Source organism: Caballeronia pedi, from assembly GCF_001544915.2.
GTDB lineage: Bacteria > Pseudomonadota > Gammaproteobacteria > Burkholderiales > Burkholderiaceae > Caballeronia > Caballeronia pedi.
Genome location: NZ_FCOE02000007.1, coordinates 228162 through 247479, shown reverse-complemented (window position 1 = coordinate 247479; position 19318 = coordinate 228162). Strand labels below are relative to the sequence as shown.

The window sequence follows — 19318 nt, the reverse complement described above, 5'->3', positions numbered from 1 at the left end:
GAATCGTCTGTTCGTCATCCTTGATATACCGCGTAGATCGCGGCCATGCCGTCAAACGAATACTGACGAAGCTTTCCGGTAAGAAGATGGCATGTTCCCTTTATCACACTGAAAGAGGTGACACATGAGCGTCAAAATCAAACCCATCACCGGAACCGAGCCTGTCTGGGGCGACGTGAAGCCAACCCAGTCGCAACTCGATCTGATCAACAGAAGCCCGACCTTCGTCGCGCAACTTCAGGCAGCGAACGAAAGAGTCGCCGCTGGCACGTTGCAACCGATGGCGATAAACCCGGATTTGCCCGCGGACGGGCGTTACATCTATGACAAAAATCAACTGGAATTCGCCCCCGACGTCACGCAGCAATCCGACGGCTCCTTCGTCAACCTGCTCGCCCATGAAGTCGGCCACGTCGCGAATCAACCCAGCGACTTCGCGTTCAAGGACAAGTACATCGACACCGCGAACCCACGCGATCCAGCCGGCTACCATAACAACGGCATGTGGTCGCTGCTCAACGAGACCGGAGGCGAGTACAACGGCTGGAAGATCGGCAATGAGATCAACGGCAGCCTCCAGGCCGCGGGCAAGCCCGGGATCGAGCCTGACACCTCATCTCCGGAAACGTTCGACGCGTTCGAAGCGGCGAGCAAGAATCGCCCGGCCGGACTGACGGACGCGCAGAACGACAGCCGGATCATTCACGCAGGCATGGGCGCGTCGATGGTCAACGATCGCCACTTCACCGACGGCACCTATGACTACGATGGTCGACAGTTCAGCGGCCTGGCGCCGATCGAACCGGGTCGGCCGGTTTCGGCCAGCTTCCAGAGCGACCCCAACACCGGCGACATCACGTCCTCGACTGAAAACTGGAAATCCGGCGATGTCTCCACGCAGAATTACCAGGACGGCAGGCTCCAGTCCGTCCAGACGGTCGACCCGTCGGGCAAGCCCCTCCAGAGTTCGTCGTACACCTATAACCCGGACGGCAGCTACGGCATGACGGTCAAGGACGGCGCGGGACAAACGCTCCAGCAAAGCGACTTCAATGCCGACAAGTCCGGCGTCGAACGTGGCTTCAATGCGGACGGCTCGCAGTTGGAATCGCAGTTCAATGCGCAGAATCGCACGACCCGCATGACCCAGTACGACGCCAATGGCCGCGAGACGCAGAAGGACTATTTCGATCCGAACGAAGCCCGCAACACGAATCAGGTCGTGACGCATCCGGACGGCAGCCGCACCCTTTACTCCTTCAATGATCTGCACAAGGTGGGCCTGCAAAACGACTACGACGCTCAAGGCAACCGCACCGGCATGAGCGCCTACGACCCCGATACCGGCCGGATGAATCTCAACGTCCGGTACAACGCGGATGGCAGCCGCGTCGCCGACACCATCGATGAGAACGGAGCAGGAACGCGCGTCAGCACCGACGCGAACGGCAACCGGTCGCCCGAGCAGGCCATGAGCTACACGCCGGCGCAATTGCAGGCATTCAAGGGGCAGGGCGACACGGCGGCGGGCGTCGCGCCGCCGCAACCGGTGGGCGCGAACAATGCCCTGGGCGGCCAGAAGAACTACTCCGACCCGGCGACCAACAGGGTGACGAATCAGGTCGTGACCGAACCGGACGGCAGCAGGACGCTCAATTCGTACAACGATCAGAACACGCTCGGCTCGCGAGTCCAGTTCGACCCCAATGGAAATCGCGTGAGCGCGCGTTACTTCGACCCCGTGACGGAAGCGCCGAACAAGAATATCGACTACCAACCCGATGGCAGCCGTTCGGTTACGACACCCGATAACGAGAACCTTTCGATGAAGACGCAATCCTACAACGCGAAGAACCAGATGACGCAGGCGCAGAACGTATCGCCAATGGGCATACAGACCACGCACTATGACCCGGAAACCGGTGCGATAACCGCCCAGAACACGACGGACCCGGGCGGCGGCCATACCATCGAGTCCCGCAACGCGCAGGGCAATGTCGGCGCGATTAACAGTTACGATGCGACGGGCAAGCCCACGTCCTCGACCAGCTATGATCCGAGCGATGGCTCGGGGACGCTCACGCACGTCACATACAACCCGGATGGCAGCCGTGCAGTGGACAAGGCCACAGGCACGCAACACACCTCCTACACGGTCGGCAGCGATGGCCAGGAACAGGGCCGGCAGACCGGCGCGCTGAGTCCGGGCAATGCGGCAACCTTCGCGGATTGGAAAAAATACGCAACGCAGACGCCCGACGAGGGCGGCGCACAGACGCAAGCGACGCAACCGGCGCCCGCTCAGCAACCACAGGACACTTCGGCAAGCGGCGATAATTCGCAGCAAACCGCAGCGGCCCCTACGAACGCTTCCGATCAGCAAGTCGCCGCTGAACCGCCCGCTGTGAACACCGACAGCGACACGCAACCCTCTGCGCCCGCCGACGACGCTGCCCCCGCGGCGGACGCCGAACAGGCAACCTCGGATACCGCAGGCGCATGAAGTAACGCGCGCATAGCAGCCAACCCGCCGCACCTGCCTGGCAACCGGTGCGGCGTCATCCGACGGCGATCCACTTCCCGTCCGCGCTGCTGCTCCGCAACACCGCATCCACGAACCTCAACCCCGCGACCCCATCCTCGACGGTCGTCAGCCAGTCATCCCCCTGCGTCGTCCCGCTCGCGATGCACGCCGCCGCATCCGTATAGACCTGCGCAAACGCCTCCAGATACCCTTCCGGATGTCCAGCCGGCACGCGCGTCGCGTGCAGCGCCTCCGGGCTCTGCACGCGCCCGCGCGTCAGACGCTCCGACGCACCCCCGATCGGCGTGAACCACAACTCATCCGGCTTCTGCTGATCGAACGCGATGCCCGCCTTCGTGCCATACACGCGCAAGCGCAGCGCATTCTCCTCGCCTGCCGCGACCTGGCTCGCCCACAGCATCCCGCGCGCGCCGCCCGCATAACGGAACATCGCCTGAACGTGATCGTCCACGCGCCGGTTCGGCACGAACGTCGTCACATCCGCCGATAACTCCATCGGCCGCATCCCCGTCACGTACTCCGCGAGCTGATACGCATGCGTGCCGATATCGCCGAGACAGCCCGCCGGTCCTGCCAACGCGGGATCGGTGCGCCACAGGGCCTGTCGATTCGATTGCGTCTCGACCGGCAACGACAGCCAGTCCTGCGCATACTCGACCTGCACGACGCGAATGTCGCCGAGCAAGCCGCGCCGCACCATCCCGCGCGCGTGACGCACGAGCGGATAACCCGTATAGGTATAAGTCACCGCGAACACGCGATCCTTCTCGCGCGCGAGCTTCGCGAGCGCCTCGCCTTCATCGAGCGAAACGGCGAGCGGCTTGTCGCAGATCACGTGGATGCCCGCTTCGAGGAAAGCGGTGGCGATCGGTGCGTGCAGATGATTCGGCGTGACGATGGCTACCGCCTCGATGCCGTCCGAGCGCCCCGCTTCGGTGCGCGCCATCTCGCGATAATCGTCGTAGCTGCGCGCCAGACCGATCGCCGCCGCGCTCGACGCCGCCCGCCGCGCATCCGACGACAACGCGCCCGCGACCAGCTCGTAACGATCATCGAGCCGCGCCGCGATCCGATGCACCGCGCCGATGAACGCGCCATCGCCGCCGCCGACCATCCCCAGTCGGACGCGATTCATCGCTGCTCTCCCGCGTTGTCTCCGATACCGAGCACGCCGCGCATCTGCTCGCGGCTCGCGCCGCTGCCGGCGAAGTCGTCGAACGCGCGCTCGGCCACGCGGATGATGTGATCCCGGATGAACACCGCGCCCTCGCGCGCGCCGTCCTCGGGATGCTTCAACGCGCATTCCCATTCGAGCACGGCCCAGCCGGGAAAGTCGTATTGCGCCATCTTCGAGAAGATCGCCTTGAAGTCGATCTGACCATCGCCCAGAGAACGAAAACGTCCCGCGCGATCGGCCCAGCCGGAATAGCCGCCATACACGCCCTGTCTGCCGTTCGGCCGAAACTCCGCGTCCTTCACATGAAACGCCTTGATGCGCGCGTGATAGATATCGATGAACGCGAGGTAATCGAGCTGCTGCAACACGAAGTGACTCGGATCGAACAGGATGTTCGCGCGCGGATGATCGTCCACCGCCGCGAGAAAACGCTCGAACGTGACGCCATCGTGCAGATCCTCGCCGGGATGCAGCTCGTAACACACGTCGACGCCCGCGCGATCGAACTCGTCGAGAATCGGACGCCAGCGTGTGGCGAGTTCATCGAACGCAGCTTCGACGAGACCCGCCGGACGCTGCGGCCACGGATACACATACGGCCACGCGAGCGCACCCGAAAACGTCACGTGCGCGCTTAAGCCCAGACGCTTAGACGCGGCCGCCGCGAGCTTCAACTGCGATATCGCCCATTGCGTGCGCGCTGCCGGATCGCCGCGCACGTGCGGTGCGGCGAAGCCATCGAACAAGGTGTCGTAAGCGGGATGCACGGCGATCAACTGACCTTGCAGATGCGTCGACAACTCGGTGATCGAGACGCCGGCATCGTCGACGATGCGGCGGATGTCGTCGCAATAGGCATCGCTCGATGCGGCCTTCTCCAGATCGATCAGACGCGGATCGGCGGGAACCTGGATGCCTTCATAACCGAGCGAAGCCGCCCACGATGCCAGGTTCTCCAACGTATCGAACGGCGGCTGATCGCCCATGAACTGCGCGAGAAATATCGCCGGGCCTTTGATGGTTTTCATCTTGCGCCTCTAGGAGAAAGAAGGCCGCGTGAACGGCCTTCGCACATCAGAACGGCGAGTTCGGGAAATAGAACTGCTTGGCGTTGTCCTTCGTGATGAGCACCGACGGGATGATCGTTGTCGGCGGCAGCTTGTCACCCTTCAGACGCGCTTCGGCTGTCAGCTTGATCGCGTCGTAGATGAACTTCGGCGAATACGAGACATCGGCGGGCACGCGCTTGTCGCCGTCCATGATGCGCTTCACCGCTTCCTTCGAGCCCGCGCCGCCGAACACGATCTTCACGTCGGTGCGCTTGGCCTGATCGATCGCCTTCAGCACGCCGACCATCATGTCGTCGTCGGCGGCCCACACGGCGTCGATGTGCTTGAAGCGCGTGAGGTAATCCTGCATGACCTTGAAGGCGTCGTCGCGATTCCAGTTGGCGTATTTCGCATCGAGAATCTTGATGCCGGGATACTGCTTCATCACGCCTTCGAACGCGTTCCAGCGTTCGTTGTCGAGCGTCGTCGGAATGCCGCGCAGCGCGACGACATCGCCTTTGCCATCGAGCGCCTTCGCCAGATATTCGGCGGGCACCTTGCCGAACGCGGTGTTGTCGCCGGCGACGTAGGCGTCCTGTGCGCTGGTGTCGGTGAGACCGCGATCGACCACCGTCACATACACGCCCTTCTTCTTCACCTGCGCGACCGGCTGCGTGAGCGACGCCGATTCCTGCGGGAAGATCACGAGCGCATTGATCTTGTTGACGGTCACGAGATCCTGCAACTGGTTCGCCTGTTCGGGCGCGGTGGCCGCCGTCTTCACGATCACCTTGAGATCCGGATGCGCCTTCTCCAGCTCCTTTTTCGCCTCGTTGGCCCACCACACGATGCCGCCCGTGAAGCCGTGATCCGCGGTCGGAATGGCGACGCCGAGCACGACTTTTTCGTCGGCGAACGCGGACGACGAAGCAGCGGCGAACGCGCTCGCCGCGAACGTGAGCGCGCCGAGCGCGCGAAGCATTTTCTTCATGACGATGTCTCCGGATTTATGAGCTTTAACGACGACCACGCTGCAAAAACGCTACGAGGATGATCACGGCGCCCTGCACCGCCGCGTTCAGATACACGCTGATGATGCTCGTCAGGTTCAGGATGTTGTTGATGACCGAAAGCAGAATCGCGCCGATGACCGTGCCGATCACGCGTCCTTCGCCGCCCTTGAGCGCGGTGCCGCCCACCACGACGGACGCGATCGCCTCCAGTTCCCATAAAAGGCCGGTGGTCGGCGTGGCCGAGCCCAGACGCGGCACATACAGAATCGTCGCGACGGCCACGCACAGCCCGAGCAGCATGTACGTGACGATCTTCACGCGATCCACGCGAATCGCCGCATAGCGCGCGACCTGCTCGCTCGATCCGATCGCCTGCACGTGGCGTCCGTACACCGTGCGATTGAGCACGAGCGCGCCGCCCGCCGCGACGATCAGGAAGATCCAGATCGGCACCGGCACGCCGAAGAGACTCGCGTAATAGACCGGCCCGTACAGATCGACGAGCGAGTTGTCGAGCGTGAGCGCGCCGCCATCCGCGAGCCACGTGAGCAGCGCGCGAAACATGCCGAGCGTACCGAGCGTGACGATGAACGGCTCAATGCGCCCTTTCGTCACCAGCACGCCATGCGCGAAGCCGAACAGCGCGCCGAGCCCGAGCGCGAGCACGACGCCCAGCGCGATGATCAGGAGCGGCGGCACCGCGTGCCCATGAAAGCCCTGCATGAGCGCGTTCATCATGTAGATCATGCTGCCCGCGATCAGCGCGGCCATCGAGCCGACCGACAGGTCGATGCCGCCCGAGATGATCACGAAGGTCATCCCCACTGCGATGATGCCGATGAACGACGTGCGCGTGAGCACGTTCATCGCGTTGTCGAGGGTGGCGAAATCGCGGTTGAGCAGCGTGCCGCCGATGCACAGCGCGACCAGCCCGATCAGCGGCCCGACGCCGAACAGAAAGCGCGCGACAGTGGAGAGGCGGCTCTCGCTTTCGATGTCTTCAGTGTGTGCCGGTCGCATGCGCGATCAACCTCTCTTCGGTCAAAAGATCCATGCCGAGCGTCGCGACGAGTTCGCCCGCGCGCATCACCGCGACGCGATGACACAAGCCGATCAGCTCGATCAGTTCGGATGAAATCACGATCACCGCGCGGCCCTCGGCGGCGAGGCGATGAATCAGAAAATAGATGTCGCGTTTCGCGCCGACGTCGACGCCGCGCGTGGGTTCGTCGAGCACGATCACGCGCGGGTCGGGATTCAGGAACTTCGCGAGCGCGAGCTTCTGCTGATTGCCGCCCGATAGCATGCGCGCGCGAATCGACGGGTTTCCCGTGCGGATGCCGAAGTCCTTCACCGCTTTGTTCAAAGCGTCCCGTTCGGCGTGCATATCGATGAACGGATGCGCGTAACGCTCCAGCGTCATCATCGTCAGGTTGTCTTTCAGCGCCATGTCCACATGCAGGCCGCGTCCCTTGCGATCCTCGCTGAGATACGTGAGGCCGTGCTTCATCGCATCGCGCGGATTCTTCAGCCGGACGGTTTCGCCGTTGATGACGATGCGCCCCGCGGCGAGCGTGCGCAAGCCGACGAGCGCCTCGAACAACTCCGTGCGACCGGCGCCGACAAGTCCCGCGAAGCCGAACACTTCGCCTTCGCGCACCGCAAAGCCGATGCCGTTCGCCCAGCCGGGCACCGATGCGCCTTCGACCGCGAACGCGACCGGCGCATCGGCGCGCAATGCCGGCTTGTCCGGAAACATGTCGGAGACTTCGCGGCCGACCATCAGATTGGCCATCTGCCGGCGCGTGAGCGTACTGGTCGGCGCGCGTTCGACGAAGCGGCCGTCGCGCATCACGATCACGTCGTCGGTCACGCGCTCCACTTCGTCGAGCTTGTGCGAGATATAGACGATGGTCGTGCCCGCATCCTTCAGGCGCGCCATCAGGCCGAACAGACGCTGCGTCTCGGAGGGCGTGAGCGTCGCGGTCGGCTCGTCCATGATGAGCAGGCGCGCATCGCGCAACATCGCCTTCGCGATCTCGACCAGTTGCTTCTCCGCGACGATCAGGTCGCGCACCTTCGTATCCGGATTCTTGTGCAGGCCGACTTCGGTCAGGCGCGCACGCGCGGCTTCGCGCATCGCGGGTTCGTCGAGAAAGTAGCCTTTCTTCAGTTCGTGCCCGAGGAACATGTTCTGCGTGATGCTCAGATGATCCGCGAGATTCAATTCCTGGTGAATCAGCACGATGCCCGCGCGCTCGGCGTCGCGTGAGTTCGTGAAGCTGCGCGCGCGTTCATCGACATAAAGTTCGCCAGCGTTCGCGCGCTCGTAGCCCGCGAGAATCTTCATCAAGGTCGACTTGCCCGCGCCGTTCTCGCCGAGCAATCCGTAGATGCGACCCGGCGCGAGATCGAAGCTGACGCCGTGCAGCACGCGCACTGGTCCGAACTGTTTTTCGATGCCTTCGAAACGCACGGCGAGGCTCATCGTCACGCGCTCCTTCTCTGGATCAGCCGATGCGGCAGCAGCACGCCCGGCACTTCCGCGCGCGGATCGCGCAGACGTTTGAGCAGCAGTTCGGCGGCGGTTTCGCCGAGCAGTTGCATCGGCTGCGATACGGTCGTGAGCGGCGGATCGACGTGCGCGGCAACGGCGATATCGTCGAAGCCGACGACGGCGACATCGTCCGGCACGGAAAAGCCCGCGCCGCGAAAGCCGTTCATCACGCCGATGGCGAGCGTATCGGAGACGGCGAAGGCGGCGGTCGGTCGCGCATCGCCGAGTGCGGCGAGTTGCTCGGCCGCGCGTTCGCCCGCGTCGTAATCGAGACTGTCCAGCTCGATCAGCCATTGCGCGCGCGGCTCGATGCCCGCGTCCATCAGCGCATCGCGATAGCCCGCGAGCCGCTGGCGTCCGTACAGATAACCCTGCCCCGAGTTGATGAGCGCGATACGGCGATGTCCCTTGGCGGTCAGATAACGCACGACATCGCCCGCCGCGAGATGATTGTCGATGCCGACATACGGCACGCCCGCCGCCGGATCGAACTCGCAGCACGCGACCCACGGCAGCGCCGAGGCTTCTTCGGCGAGCGCCTTTTGCACGGCGGCGGGATCGAGGCAAATCGCGCCGTCCGCGCGGCGTCCGCGCAAAAGATCGAAATAGCTTCGCTCGCGCAACGGGTCCGCGCCGGTATCGCACAGCAGCATGAAGTAGCCGTTCTGGCGCGCGACGCTGTCGATGCCGCGCACGATCGCCGCATAGAACGGATTGCCGAAGTCGGGGACCATGGTGAGGAGCAGGCGGCTTTCGGCCGTGCGCAGATTGCGCGCGAGTTCATTGATGCGATAGCCGCTCGCCGCGACCGCTTCGAGAACTCTTTCGCGCGTCGCCTCGCGAACGTTCGTGTGCCCGTTGAGCACGCGCGAGACCGTGGCGACCGACACGCCCGCGCGCTCGGCGACGTCGGCAATCGATACTTCCTCACGCGGACGAACCGAATCGGACATCGCTCAGTGTCGCTTGCGGCGATCGAGATGTAATGGATTACATTATTTGATCGTACGAGCCGCGAAGGCAACAGCAATCGACTAGGGACAAACGCTTAAGAGCGGGCATGTCGATCTCGTGTCATGTTGCTCGTCGTAGGTTGTGAGCGCGTCGACGACGCTCGATCAATACACGAACTTCAGGGAGCAATCCACATGCGATTCATGATGCTGATGATTCCGCGCGGTTACGAAAGCGCGCAACCGGGCACGATGCCGAGCGCGGACGCCGTCGCCGCGATGATGAAGTACAACGAGGAATTGCAGAAAGCGGGCGTGCTGCTCGCGCTCGACGGGCTGCATCCGCCGTCGATGGGCGCGCGCGTCACGTTCGAAGGCGGCAAGCCGCGCGTGACCGACGGGCCGTTCGCCGAGGCCAAGGAAGTGCTCGGGGGTTACTGGATGCTGCAGGTGAAATCGCGCGAGGAAGCGATCGAATGGGCGAAGCGCTGTCCGGGATCGGACACGGAGATGATCGAAGTGCGGCAGGTGATGGAGATGGACGATTTCCCGCCGGACGTGCAGCAGGCCGCGGCGGGATTCGACGATATGCAGAAGGCGGCGAAGCGCTGACGCGGACCTCTACGCGATTGCCTCCAGCGCGAGCGCGATCCCCTGCCCGCCGCCGATGCACAGCGTGACGATCGCGCGCTTCACGCCGTCGCGGCGCATCGCGTGGGCGAGACGCGTCGTGAGTACCGCGCCGGTCGCGCCGATCGGATGCCCGTGCGCGATCGCGCCGCCGTCCACGTTGACGATGTCTTCCGGCACGCCGAGCGTGCGCGCCACCGCGATCGGCACCGCCGCGAAGGCTTCGTTGATCTCGAAGCGCTCCACGTCGCCAAGCGTCCATCCCGCGCGCTGCAATGCCTGCTGCACGGCGGGCACCGGCCCGAGCCCGAACATGCCCGGCTCGACCGCCGCCACGCCGAACGCCGCGAGCCGCACGAACGGTTCGATGCCGCGCACCTCTGCTTCCCCGCGGCTCGTCACGATCATCGCGGATGCGCCGCTGTTCAGCCCCGGCGCATTGCCCGCCGTGATCGTGCCGTCGGAACGAAACGCCGGGCGCAGTTTCGCAAGCGTCGCGAGCGTCGTGTCCGGACGCGGCTGCTCGTCGCGCGCGAACGCGACGGTTTCGCGGCCCGCCTTCACGTCGATGCCGACGATCTCCGCATCGAACGCGCCGTCCTTCTGCGCGGCCGCGAACAACTGCTGCGAACGCTCGGCCCAGCGGTCTTGCGCTTCACGCGTGATGTCCAGCTTCGTCACGAGGTCTTCCGTGTGCCAGCCGGAATGTTCGCCCGAGAATGCATCGACGAGGCCGTCGCGCAGCATGCTGTCGTAGATCTGGGCATTGCCCATGCGATAGCCGCGCCGCCCGCCATCGAGCAGATACGGCGCGCGGTCCATGTTCTCCATGCCGCCCGCGATGGCGAGCTTCGTGACGCCCGCTGCGATCTCGGTCGCGGCCGTCGCGACGGCCTGCGCGCCCGAGCCGCACACGCGATTGACGGCGAGCGCGGGCACGGAAACCGGCACGCCGCCGCCGACCGACGCCTGGCGCGCCGGATTCATGCGATTGCCCGCCTGGATCACGTTGCCGAACACGACCGAATCGATCGACGCCGGATCGAGCGCGCCGCCCGCGCGCCGCAGCGTTTCCGCGATGGCCGCCGCGCCGAGATCGACGGCGGGCGTGTCCTTCAGCGAACCGTTGAACGCACCGATTGCCGTACGCACCGGATGACACAACACGATGTCTTGCGCAAACATGTCGATGCCCTCGCTTTAACGCGGAATGCCGGTGAGATAGATCGGCGTGTCGGTCGACAGCGAGCGCTTGACGTCGCGGCCGGTGTCATCGACGAGCACTTCTTCCTGGTTCTTTGCCACGGCAGCGAGCACTTCGTTCACTACATGCTCGGGCGTCGATTTGGGGGCGGTGACTTGCGCGGTCATGTCGGTATCGATGTAACCGGGATGCGCCGCCACGACCAGCGTGCCCTGCTCGCGCAGTTCCTCGCGCAGCGCATTGGTGGCCGCCCACGCCGCCGCCTTCGAGATGTGATACGCGCCGCCCGCCGGCAACGAAACCCAGCTCAGCACCGAAAGCACATTGATCACCGCGCCGCCGCCGTTCTTCTTCAGCACGGGCGCGAACGCCTGCGTCAGCGCGATCGGGCCGAACGTATTGATTTCGAGCAGATCGCGGATGCCTTGCGTCGATGCCGGATCGACCAGCAGGCCGCGCGTCGTCACGCCCGCGTTGTTGACGATCACTTGCACGTCGGTGTAGGTCGCGGCGGCTTCGGCGATATCGGCGGCATTCGTGACATCGAGGCGAATCGCTTCGACGCCGGGAATGTCGACGCTCTTGGGATCGCGCGCGGCGGCGTACACCTTGGCCGCGCCCGCTTCGAGCAGCGATTTCGCGAATTGCTTGCCGAGGCCGCGATTCGCGCCGGTCACGAGTACCACTTTTCCTTTGATCTGCATGCTGTGCTCCGTACTGTGCATATGCACTGATATAAATATACAAAAGGCCCGCGCACGGCGAGCCTGCTTGATTCGACTCACTCCATCGTCGTCAGTTCGAACAGCGACTGGCGCAACGCCTTCGCGCGTTTCTCGCCGAACTTCGCTTCGAATTCCGCCTGCGCCGCGCGCCATTGCGCCGACGCCTTCACGAGCGTTTCCTTGCCCGCCGCCGTGAGCCGCAATCCGATCGCGCGCGAAGCGGCCGATTCCTGCGCCGCTTCGACGAGGCCGTCGCGTTGCAAGGGCTTGAGCGCGCGCACGAGCGTGGTGCGATCCATGACCATCGCGTCGGAGAGTTCGGCCATCTGCACGCCAGGCCTGCGCCCGATCGCCGCGATGATCGTGAACTGCGCCGCCGTGATGCCGGCCACGGTCAAATGCCGCTCGTAGAGCTGCGACACGTAACGCGCGGCCTGACGGATCGCGAAACAGTTGCAGTCGAGTGGAGAGGAGTTGGAAGTCATGTCCCGCAGAATATGAGTGCATATGCACTTTGTCAAGCCGGAGAATTTCAATCGCCCCGATAGGCGCGCGGCCGGAATGGTCGGGAATCGTCGCGCGCGCTCGGGCGGCAAAATGCCCAAAGCCGCGTCGGGCGTGCGATAGCGGCAGATCGGGCCTATGCCGAAATCCGCATCGGACGCGCGACTAAACACCAAGACGCGTATAAATTGGCTTTCTACATTGCGCATGTCCGTCACCTGTGCCGGGCTGCGCGCGAAGCGGCTGTCTTCATCGCCGGATGGTTGGACGGTTGAGGGCAAGCCCGTCTTGCCGACACAGAACGGGTCGTGTTCCATTCGAAGGCCAAATCAAAAAAGGAGAGGAAAGCATGCGCATTCGTACCAAACCTTTGGCATGGCTGGTGGCGTGCGCCACGGCCGCGCTCGGCGCCGTACCATTTTCAGCGTCCGCCGAAGATCTCACGGTGAAAGTCGGTTTCGCCGCGCCGCTGACCGGCGCGAACGCAGGCTACGGAAAGGATCTCCAGAACGGCGTGCAGCTCGCGCTCGACGAAGCCAACGCGAAAAAGATCACGATCGGCGGCAAGACGGCCAAGTTCGAGATCCACGCGGAAGACGATCAGGCCGACCCGCGCATCGGCGTGCAGGCGGCGCAAAAGCTCGTCGATGACAACGTGGCGGTCGTCGTCGGGCACTTCAACTCGGGCACGACGCTGCCCGCCTCGCCGATCTACAACACCGCCGGCATCCCGATGATCGACCCGGCCGCCACCAACCCGACGATCACCACGCGCGGTCTCGAAAACGTCTTCACGGTGATTTCGAGCGATGCGCAGAACGCCGGCAATGCGGGCGTCTACGCGGTGACGACGACCAAGGCGAAGCGCATCGCGATCATCGACGACCGCACGGCCTTCGGTCAGGGCGAGGCCGACGAGTTCGAAAAAGCGGTGAAGGCGAAAGGCGGCACGATCGTCACGCGCGAGTACAGCGACAATCAGACCGTCGACTTCAGCGCGCAGCTCACGCGCATCAAGGCGACCAACGCCGACCTGATTTTCTTCGGCGGCCTCGACCGGCAGGCGGCGGCCGTGGTCAAGCGGATGAAACAGCTCGGCATGAACGCGCAGTTCGTGGGCGGCGGCGGCGTGATGGACGCCGATTTCCTCAAGCTCGCGGGCGATGCCGCCGAGGGCGCGCAGGCGTGGGAATACGGCAGCCCGCTCGACAAGCTGCCTGATGGCAAGGCGTTCAGCGACAAGTTCCAGAAGCGTTTCGGCGTCGCGATTCTCTCGTATGCGCCGTTCGGCTACGACGCCGCGTGGGCCGCCATCAACGCGATGCAGAAAGCCGGTTCCATCGATCCGAAGGTGTACCGGCCGGTGCTGAAGTCGAACAAGTTCGACGGCATCACCGGGCCGATCGCGTTCGACAGCAACGGCGCGCTGAAGAACGCATCGTCGACGCTGTACCAGGTGAAGAACGGGCAGTGGGAATCCGTCGTCACCAAGCACGGCATGTGATGACGCGTCAGGCCTGCGCCTCGTGCGCGCGGGCCTCAAGCCGCGCGCGCGTGCGCGCCGCTTCGTCGCCCAGCCATTGCGCGAACTGCTGCAATGCGGGCGACGGCGCGGGCCGCTCCGGATAGACGAGGTAATACGCCGCGCCGCTCGGCACGCACAGCGAGAACGGCGCGATCACGCGCTTCGCGCGCAGGTCTTCCTCGATCAGCGCGACATCCCCGATCGTCACGCCCAGGCCCTGCATCGCCGAGGAAATCGCCAGATCGAGCGTGTCGAAGTGCTGCGCTTTCGTCGACGGCAGACCTGCGTAGCCGTACGCGCCGAGCCACAGCAGCCAGTCGCGGCGGTCGCGGGTGGGATGCAGCAAGGTCTTGCCGGCGAGATCGTCGGGCGTCGACGGGCCGTTTTTCTTCGGCTTCCACAATTCGGGCGCGCACACGGGCGTCAGGACTTCATCGAACAGATGATGCGCGGTCGCGCCCTTGAACGACGGCGCGCCCGTGAAAACGATCGCCGCATCGAACTGCTCCGCACTGAACTCGACGCCGTGCGACACCGACGCCGTCACCTCCACCACCAGCTCCGGCCGTTCGTTCTGCAGGCGGATGACGCGCGGCAACACCCAGCGCATCGCGCAGGTAGGGCTCTTCACGCGCAGAATGCCCGATTGCGCGCCGCCTTTCGCGAGCGCATCGTCGATATGCGCGAACGCCTGCTGCAACGGCGCGACGAGCAGTGCGCCGTGATGCGTCAACGCGAGCCCGCGCGCCTGCCGCGTGAACAGCGCGTAGCCGAGATGCGCCTCCAGCCCCGCGATCTGGCGGCTGACCGCGCCCTGCGTCACGTTCAGCGCCTCGGCCGCGCGCGTGAAATTCAGCGTCCGGGTGACGACCAGGAAGGTTTTGAGCACGTCGAGGGAGGGCAACGGTTTCATCGGGTTTTCGGCCTATAGCCATGATCTGCAAGCATGGCTAGTATGACAAAGTTTCGATTGTCCGCGCTTTATTGCTGCGGTTGAATCGACGCCTGCAATCGTCGAACCGCAATTCCGGAGACACCGCCGTGCAAAGCGCCTGCATTCCCGAGTCGAAGCTGCCGAACGTCGGCACGACCATTTTCACTGTCATCGGCCAGCTCGCCGACGAGCACCATGCGCTCAATCTGTCGCAAGGCGCGCCGAACTTCGCGTGCGATCCGAAGCTGATCGAAGGCGTCGAGCGAGCCATGCGGGCAGGACATAACCAGTACTCGCCGATGTCCGGCGTGCTCGCGCTGCGCGAGGCGATCGCCGTCAAGACGCACAAGCTGTACGGCGCGACCTACGATCCGGGCACGGAAGTCACCGTGGTCGCGAGCGCGAGCGAAGGCCTGTACGCGACGATCAGCGCGCTCGTGCATCCCGGCGACGAAGTGATCTACTTCGAGCCGTCGTTCGACAGCTACGCACCGATCGTAGAGCTTCAGGGCGCGACGCCCGTCGCGATCAAGCTGTCGTCGGAGGATTTCAGCATCGACTGGGACGAAGTCGCCGCCGCGATCACGCCGCGAACGCGCATGATCCTCGTCAACACGCCGCACAATCCGACCGGCAGCGCGTTCACCGCCGCCGACATCGAGCGGCTCACGGCGTTGACGCGCGACACGAAGATCATCGTGTTGTCCGATGAAGTCTACGAACACGTCGTGTTCGACGGCGCGCTGCATCACGGCATGGCGCGTTATCCGGAACTGGCCGAGCGCAGCGTGATCGTGGCGTCGTTCGGCAAGTCGTATCACGTGACGGGCTGGCGGGTCGGCTACTGCCTCGCGCCCGCAGCGCTGACGGCGGAGATCCGCAAGGTTCACCAGTTCATGACCTTCTCCGCCGACACGCCGATGCAGATGGCGTTCGCCGAGGCGCTGGCGGATGAATCGAGCTATCTGAATCTCGGGCCGTTCTATCAGCACAAGCGCGATCTGCTGGCCGAGTCGCTGAAGGATTCGCGCTTCGAGCTGTTGCCGAGCGCGGGCAGCTTCTTCATGCTGGCGCGTTACGCCGCGATCTCGAACGAAAGCGACAGCGATTTCGTGCTGCGCCTGATTCGCGAGGCGCGCGTCGCGACGATTCCGCTGTCGGCGTTCTACACCGATGGCACCGACAACCGCCTGATCCGTCTTTCCTTCGCGAAGGACGATGACACGCTCATCGAAGGCGCGCGCCGCCTTTGCTCGATCTGACGATTTTTCTGGAGACCAACACGATGAAACTGAACCACATCGCCAGCGCATTATTTGTCGCGTGCACCTTCGCGAGCGGTGCGGCGCTTGCCGCCGATACGCTGCGCTTCGGGCTGGAAGCGCAATATCCGCCGTTCGAATCGAAATCGTCGACGGGCGAGCTGCAAGGGCTCGACATCGATGTCGGCAATGCGGTGTGCGCCGCCGCGAAGATGCAATGCAAGTGGGTCGAGACGTCGTTCGACGGCCTGATCCCCGCGCTGCAGGGCCGCAAGTTCGACGCGATCAACTCCGCGATGAACGCCACCGAGCAACGCCGCCAGGCGATCGATTTCACAACGGTCGTGTATCGCGTGCCGACCCAGCTCATCGCGAAGAAGGGCAGCGGCCTGGAACCGACTTCGGCGTCGCTGAAGGGCAAGAGCGTGGGCGTGCTGCAGGGCTCGATTCAGGAAACCTTCGCGAAGGCGCACTGGGAAAACGAAGGCGTGAAGGTCGTGCCGTATCAGGATCAGAACCAGGTGTACGCGGATCTGAAGTCCGGGCGTCTCGACGGGACGCTCGTGCTCGCGCCTGCGGGACAGAGCGGTTTCCTGTCGAAGCCGGATGGCGAGGGCTACGCGTTCGTCGGCGCGCCGGTGCGCGACGACAAGATTCTCGGCAGCGGCATCGCCTATGGCGTGCGCAAGGGCGACGATGCGCTGAAGACGAAGCTCAACGCGGCGATCGAGAAGGTCCGGGCAGACGGGACCATCGACAAGTACGCGAAGAAATATCTGGGGAATATCGATATTTCGGCGAAGTGAGGTAGGCAGGATGCGCGGCGGCGACCCCGCCGCGCATCCGCAGTCAAAGTTGCAGGAAGGCGCGAATCGCGTATTTCGCTGCGTCGAGCTCTTCCTTCGTCACGGTTTCGCCACGGAACGCGAGCTCTCTGTGGACATGGCTCCAACTGCGAAGCTGGTCCACGAGCGCGACGCCGGGACGCTTGAGGCTCGTGATCGGCACTTCGGTTTCCCAGCCGCGAATCTTCGACGTGATCGGAAGTCCCGTGAAGCGGCCCGTAATGTCGTTCATCACGATATCGGAGATCACCAGCACCGCGCGATATCCGTCCTGCTCATTGCCTCTCGACGGACCGACGTGCAATCTCACCACGTCCCCCGCATCAGGAATTCCGTCTTTCATTCGAAACCCTCGCGCGTCGGATCGTCCGGACCACCCCATTCGTCGCCAATGGGATCGCCGAAATCGATCTCTTCATGCCGCTCGAGCTTGCCCTCGCGAAATTGCTGAATCAGACGTTCGCGCGAAAAACGCCGGATCGCCCGCTGCGGCCGCATCGTAACGTGTCCATCCTCGATTTCGACCTGCACTTCCTGTCCCTCCTCCAAGGAAAGTTCGCTTGCAATATTGGCAGGAATGCGCACGGCAATGCTATTGCCCCAACGTTTTAGGATCTGCTTCGGCATGACGTCCCCAAAAGGCGTTGATACTCATTGATACTTCGATGTTATCTCTGCGATTCGCAGCGTGTCAACGCGTCTATACGCGCTCTGGAGCGGCTGATTGGCAGGGCATCTGCCGTTCGGCCAAGCAGCTTTTTTTGAGCGCAGGCACACTGGCGGATCAACCGACCGACCACGAGCCGCATGAGCACACCGCCGCAGTCCGCCGCGCCCGCCCCGCCCCCGCCGCTCGCGGGCGGCCAGCTCGTCCTCGCCACTTTCGCGGTGGCGCTCGCGACCTTCATGAACGTGCTGGATTCGTCGATCGCCAATGTCGCGATTCCGACCATCTCCGGCAATCTCGGCGTGTCCGTCAACGAGGGCACGTGGGTCATCACCGTGTTCGCGGCGTCGAATGCGGTATCCATTCCGCTGACCGGCTGGCTCACGCAGCGGCTCGGGCAAGTGCATCTGTTCGTCGGCGCGATCCTGATGTTCGTGCTGTCGTCGTGGCTGTGCGGCCTCGCGCCCAATCTGCCGGTGCTGCTGTTCGCGCGCGTGTTGCAGGGCGCGGTCGCCGGGCCGCTGATTCCGCTCTCGCAGGCGATCCTGCTCGGCTCGTATCCGAAAGAAAAGTCGTCGATGGCGCTCTCGCTCTGGGCGATGACCGCGACCGTCGGCCCAATCGCCGGTCCCGCGCTCGGCGGCTGGATCACCGACAGTTATTCGTGGTCGTGGATCTTCTACATCAACATCCCGGTGGGCATCTTCGCGGCCGGCGTGACGTGGATCATCTACCGCAACCGCGAATCGCCGACGCGCAAGGCGCCCATCGACGTGATCGGCCTGCTGCTGCTCGTCTCGTGGGTCGCGTCGCTGCAGATCATGCTCGACAAGGGGCGCGACCTCGACTGGTTCTCGTCGCCCCTGATCGTCGTGCTGGCGATCGTCGCGGTCATCGCGTTTGCGTTCTTCGTCGTCTGGGAGTTGACGGACCCGAATCCCGTCGTCGATCTGCGGCTGTTCGCCGGGCGCAATTTCTTTGGCGGGACGGTGGCAATTTCCGTCGCGTACGGCGTGTTCTTCGGCAATCTCGTGCTGCTGCCGCAATGGATGCAGCAGTACCTGAACTATCGGTCCGTCGATGCGGGCCTCGTCACGGCGCCGCTCGGCATCTTCGCCGTGATCCTCGCGCCGGTGATGGGCAAGGTGCTGCCGCGCAGCGACGCGCGCATCATCGCGACGATGGCGTTCATCGGCTTCGCGTTCGTGTTCTGGCTGCGCTCGAAATACGTGATCGAGATCGACACGTGGCATCTGGTGCTGCCAACGCTCCTGCAAGGCATCCCGATGGCGATGTTCTTCGTGCCGCTCACGGCGATCGTGCTGTCGGGCCTGCCGCCGTCGAAGATTCCGGCGGCGGCGGGGTTGTCGAATTTCGCGCGGGTGTTTTGCGGCGCGGTGGGCACGTCGCTCGCGGGCAACGCGTGGGACAACCGCATCGCGCTGCATCACGAGCGGCTCACCGAGCAGGCGAATATCTATAATCCGGCGTTTTTACAGTCGCTCGGGCTGTCGCGATCGACGCTCGATGTGAGCGAGGCGCAGGCGCGCGGCATGTTCAACTTCACCGTCAACTCGCAAGCCGCGATGATGGGGCTCAACGATATCTTTCTGATCTCGGCGGTGATCTTCATTCTGATCATTCCGCTGATCTGGGTGACGAAGGTGGCGAAGGGAGGCGGTGGCGGGGCGGCTTCGGGGGCGCATTGAGGATGCGCGAGCTGCGATG

General features: G+C 64.1%; 18 protein-coding genes. 6 read left to right on the top strand and 12 right to left on the bottom strand.

The annotated features are described in order from the left end of the window. Positions 1-124: 124 nt before the first annotated feature. Positions 125-2503 (top strand): hypothetical protein, encoded by a 2379-nt coding sequence (locus tag AWB80_RS13620; RefSeq protein WP_061175187.1) that lies wholly within the window; start codon positions 125-127, stop codon positions 2501-2503. Between the two features lie 55 nt (positions 2504-2558). Here the strand turns inward: AWB80_RS13620 and AWB80_RS13615 are convergent, their stop codons facing one another. From AWB80_RS13615 to AWB80_RS13590, 6 genes are read right to left on the bottom strand one after another with little or no spacing between them, the layout of a single operon-like run. Continuing rightward, positions 2559-3680 (bottom strand): Gfo/Idh/MocA family protein, encoded by a 1122-nt coding sequence (locus AWB80_RS13615; protein WP_061175186.1) that lies wholly within the window; start codon positions 3678-3680, stop codon positions 2559-2561. Beyond that, positions 3677-4750 (bottom strand): sugar phosphate isomerase/epimerase family protein, encoded by a 1074-nt coding sequence (locus AWB80_RS13610; RefSeq protein ID WP_061175185.1) that lies wholly within the window; start codon positions 4748-4750, stop codon positions 3677-3679. The genes AWB80_RS13615 and AWB80_RS13610 overlap by 4 nt, the downstream gene beginning before the upstream one ends. 46 nt (positions 4751-4796) lie before the next feature. After that, entirely contained in the window at positions 4797-5762 is a 966-nt protein-coding gene (locus tag AWB80_RS13605; protein ID WP_061175184.1) for a substrate-binding domain-containing protein, read from the bottom strand. Between the two features lie 25 nt (positions 5763-5787). After that, entirely contained in the window at positions 5788-6804 is a 1017-nt protein-coding gene (locus AWB80_RS13600) for an ABC transporter permease (RefSeq protein WP_061175183.1), read from the bottom strand. Then, a complete protein-coding gene (locus AWB80_RS13595; RefSeq protein ID WP_061175182.1) occupies positions 6785-8272 on the bottom strand; it encodes a sugar ABC transporter ATP-binding protein in 1488 nt (495 codons plus the stop codon). Before AWB80_RS13595 ends, AWB80_RS13600 begins: the two co-directional genes overlap by 20 nt. A gap of 2 nt (positions 8273-8274) precedes the next feature. Continuing rightward, positions 8275-9294, bottom strand: a complete 1020-nt coding sequence (locus AWB80_RS13590; RefSeq protein ID WP_061175181.1) for a LacI family DNA-binding transcriptional regulator — start codon at positions 9292-9294, stop codon at positions 8275-8277. Positions 9295-9489: 195 nt separating this feature from the next. Between AWB80_RS13590 and AWB80_RS13585 the strand changes: the two genes are divergently transcribed. Further along, on the top strand, positions 9490-9906 hold the full coding sequence (locus AWB80_RS13585) for a YciI family protein (protein ID WP_061175180.1): 417 nt from the start codon (positions 9490-9492) through the stop codon (positions 9904-9906). A gap of 9 nt (positions 9907-9915) precedes the next feature. On the opposite strand, the gene AWB80_RS13580 is transcribed toward AWB80_RS13585, so the two are convergent. The 3 genes from AWB80_RS13580 to AWB80_RS13570 form a co-directional block, all read right to left on the bottom strand. After that, entirely contained in the window at positions 9916-11109 is a 1194-nt protein-coding gene (locus AWB80_RS13580) for a thiolase family protein (protein WP_061175179.1), read from the bottom strand. A 15-nt stretch (positions 11110-11124) separates the two neighbouring features. Next, positions 11125-11832: an SDR family oxidoreductase gene (locus AWB80_RS13575; protein ID WP_061175178.1), complete on the bottom strand. Its 708-nt coding sequence runs from the start codon at positions 11830-11832 to the stop codon at positions 11125-11127. A 77-nt stretch (positions 11833-11909) separates the two neighbouring features. Beyond that, entirely contained in the window at positions 11910-12338 is a 429-nt protein-coding gene (locus AWB80_RS13570) for a MarR family winged helix-turn-helix transcriptional regulator (RefSeq protein WP_061175257.1), read from the bottom strand. A 368-nt stretch (positions 12339-12706) separates the two neighbouring features. On the opposite strand from AWB80_RS13570, the gene AWB80_RS13565 reads away from it, so the two are divergent. Next, positions 12707-13861 carry a branched-chain amino acid ABC transporter substrate-binding protein gene (locus tag AWB80_RS13565; RefSeq protein WP_061175177.1) on the top strand — a complete coding sequence of 385 codons (1155 nt, stop codon included), beginning with the start codon at positions 12707-12709 and terminating at the stop codon, positions 13859-13861. 7 nt (positions 13862-13868) lie between these two features. On the opposite strand, the gene AWB80_RS13560 is transcribed toward AWB80_RS13565, so the two are convergent. Next, the gene (locus tag AWB80_RS13560) at positions 13869-14795 is read right to left on the bottom strand and encodes a LysR substrate-binding domain-containing protein (RefSeq protein ID WP_061175176.1); all 927 of its coding nucleotides are present in this window, start codon (positions 14793-14795) and stop codon (positions 13869-13871) included. 128 nt (positions 14796-14923) lie between these two features. Between AWB80_RS13560 and AWB80_RS13555 the strand changes: the two genes are divergently transcribed. After that, a complete protein-coding gene (locus AWB80_RS13555) occupies positions 14924-16078 on the top strand; it encodes a methionine aminotransferase (RefSeq protein ID WP_061175256.1) in 1155 nt (384 codons plus the stop codon). Between the two features lie 23 nt (positions 16079-16101). After that, the gene (locus AWB80_RS13550) at positions 16102-16884 is read left to right on the top strand and encodes an ABC transporter substrate-binding protein (RefSeq protein WP_061175255.1); all 783 of its coding nucleotides are present in this window, start codon (positions 16102-16104) and stop codon (positions 16882-16884) included. 43 nt (positions 16885-16927) lie between these two features. On the opposite strand, the gene AWB80_RS13545 is transcribed toward AWB80_RS13550, so the two are convergent. Together AWB80_RS13545 and AWB80_RS13540 are read right to left on the bottom strand one after the other, a co-directional pair. After that, positions 16928-17266 (bottom strand): type II toxin-antitoxin system PemK/MazF family toxin, encoded by a 339-nt coding sequence (locus tag AWB80_RS13545; protein WP_061175175.1) that lies wholly within the window; start codon positions 17264-17266, stop codon positions 16928-16930. Beyond that, a complete protein-coding gene (locus AWB80_RS13540; protein WP_061175174.1) occupies positions 17263-17550 on the bottom strand; it encodes an AbrB/MazE/SpoVT family DNA-binding domain-containing protein in 288 nt (95 codons plus the stop codon). The genes AWB80_RS13545 and AWB80_RS13540 overlap by 4 nt, the downstream gene beginning before the upstream one ends. Before the next feature lie 180 nt (positions 17551-17730). Here AWB80_RS13540 and AWB80_RS13535 point away from each other — a divergent pair, with 180 nt between their 5' ends. Next, entirely contained in the window at positions 17731-19299 is a 1569-nt protein-coding gene (locus AWB80_RS13535; protein WP_087131246.1) for a DHA2 family efflux MFS transporter permease subunit, read from the top strand. Positions 19300-19318: the final 19 nt, after the last annotated feature.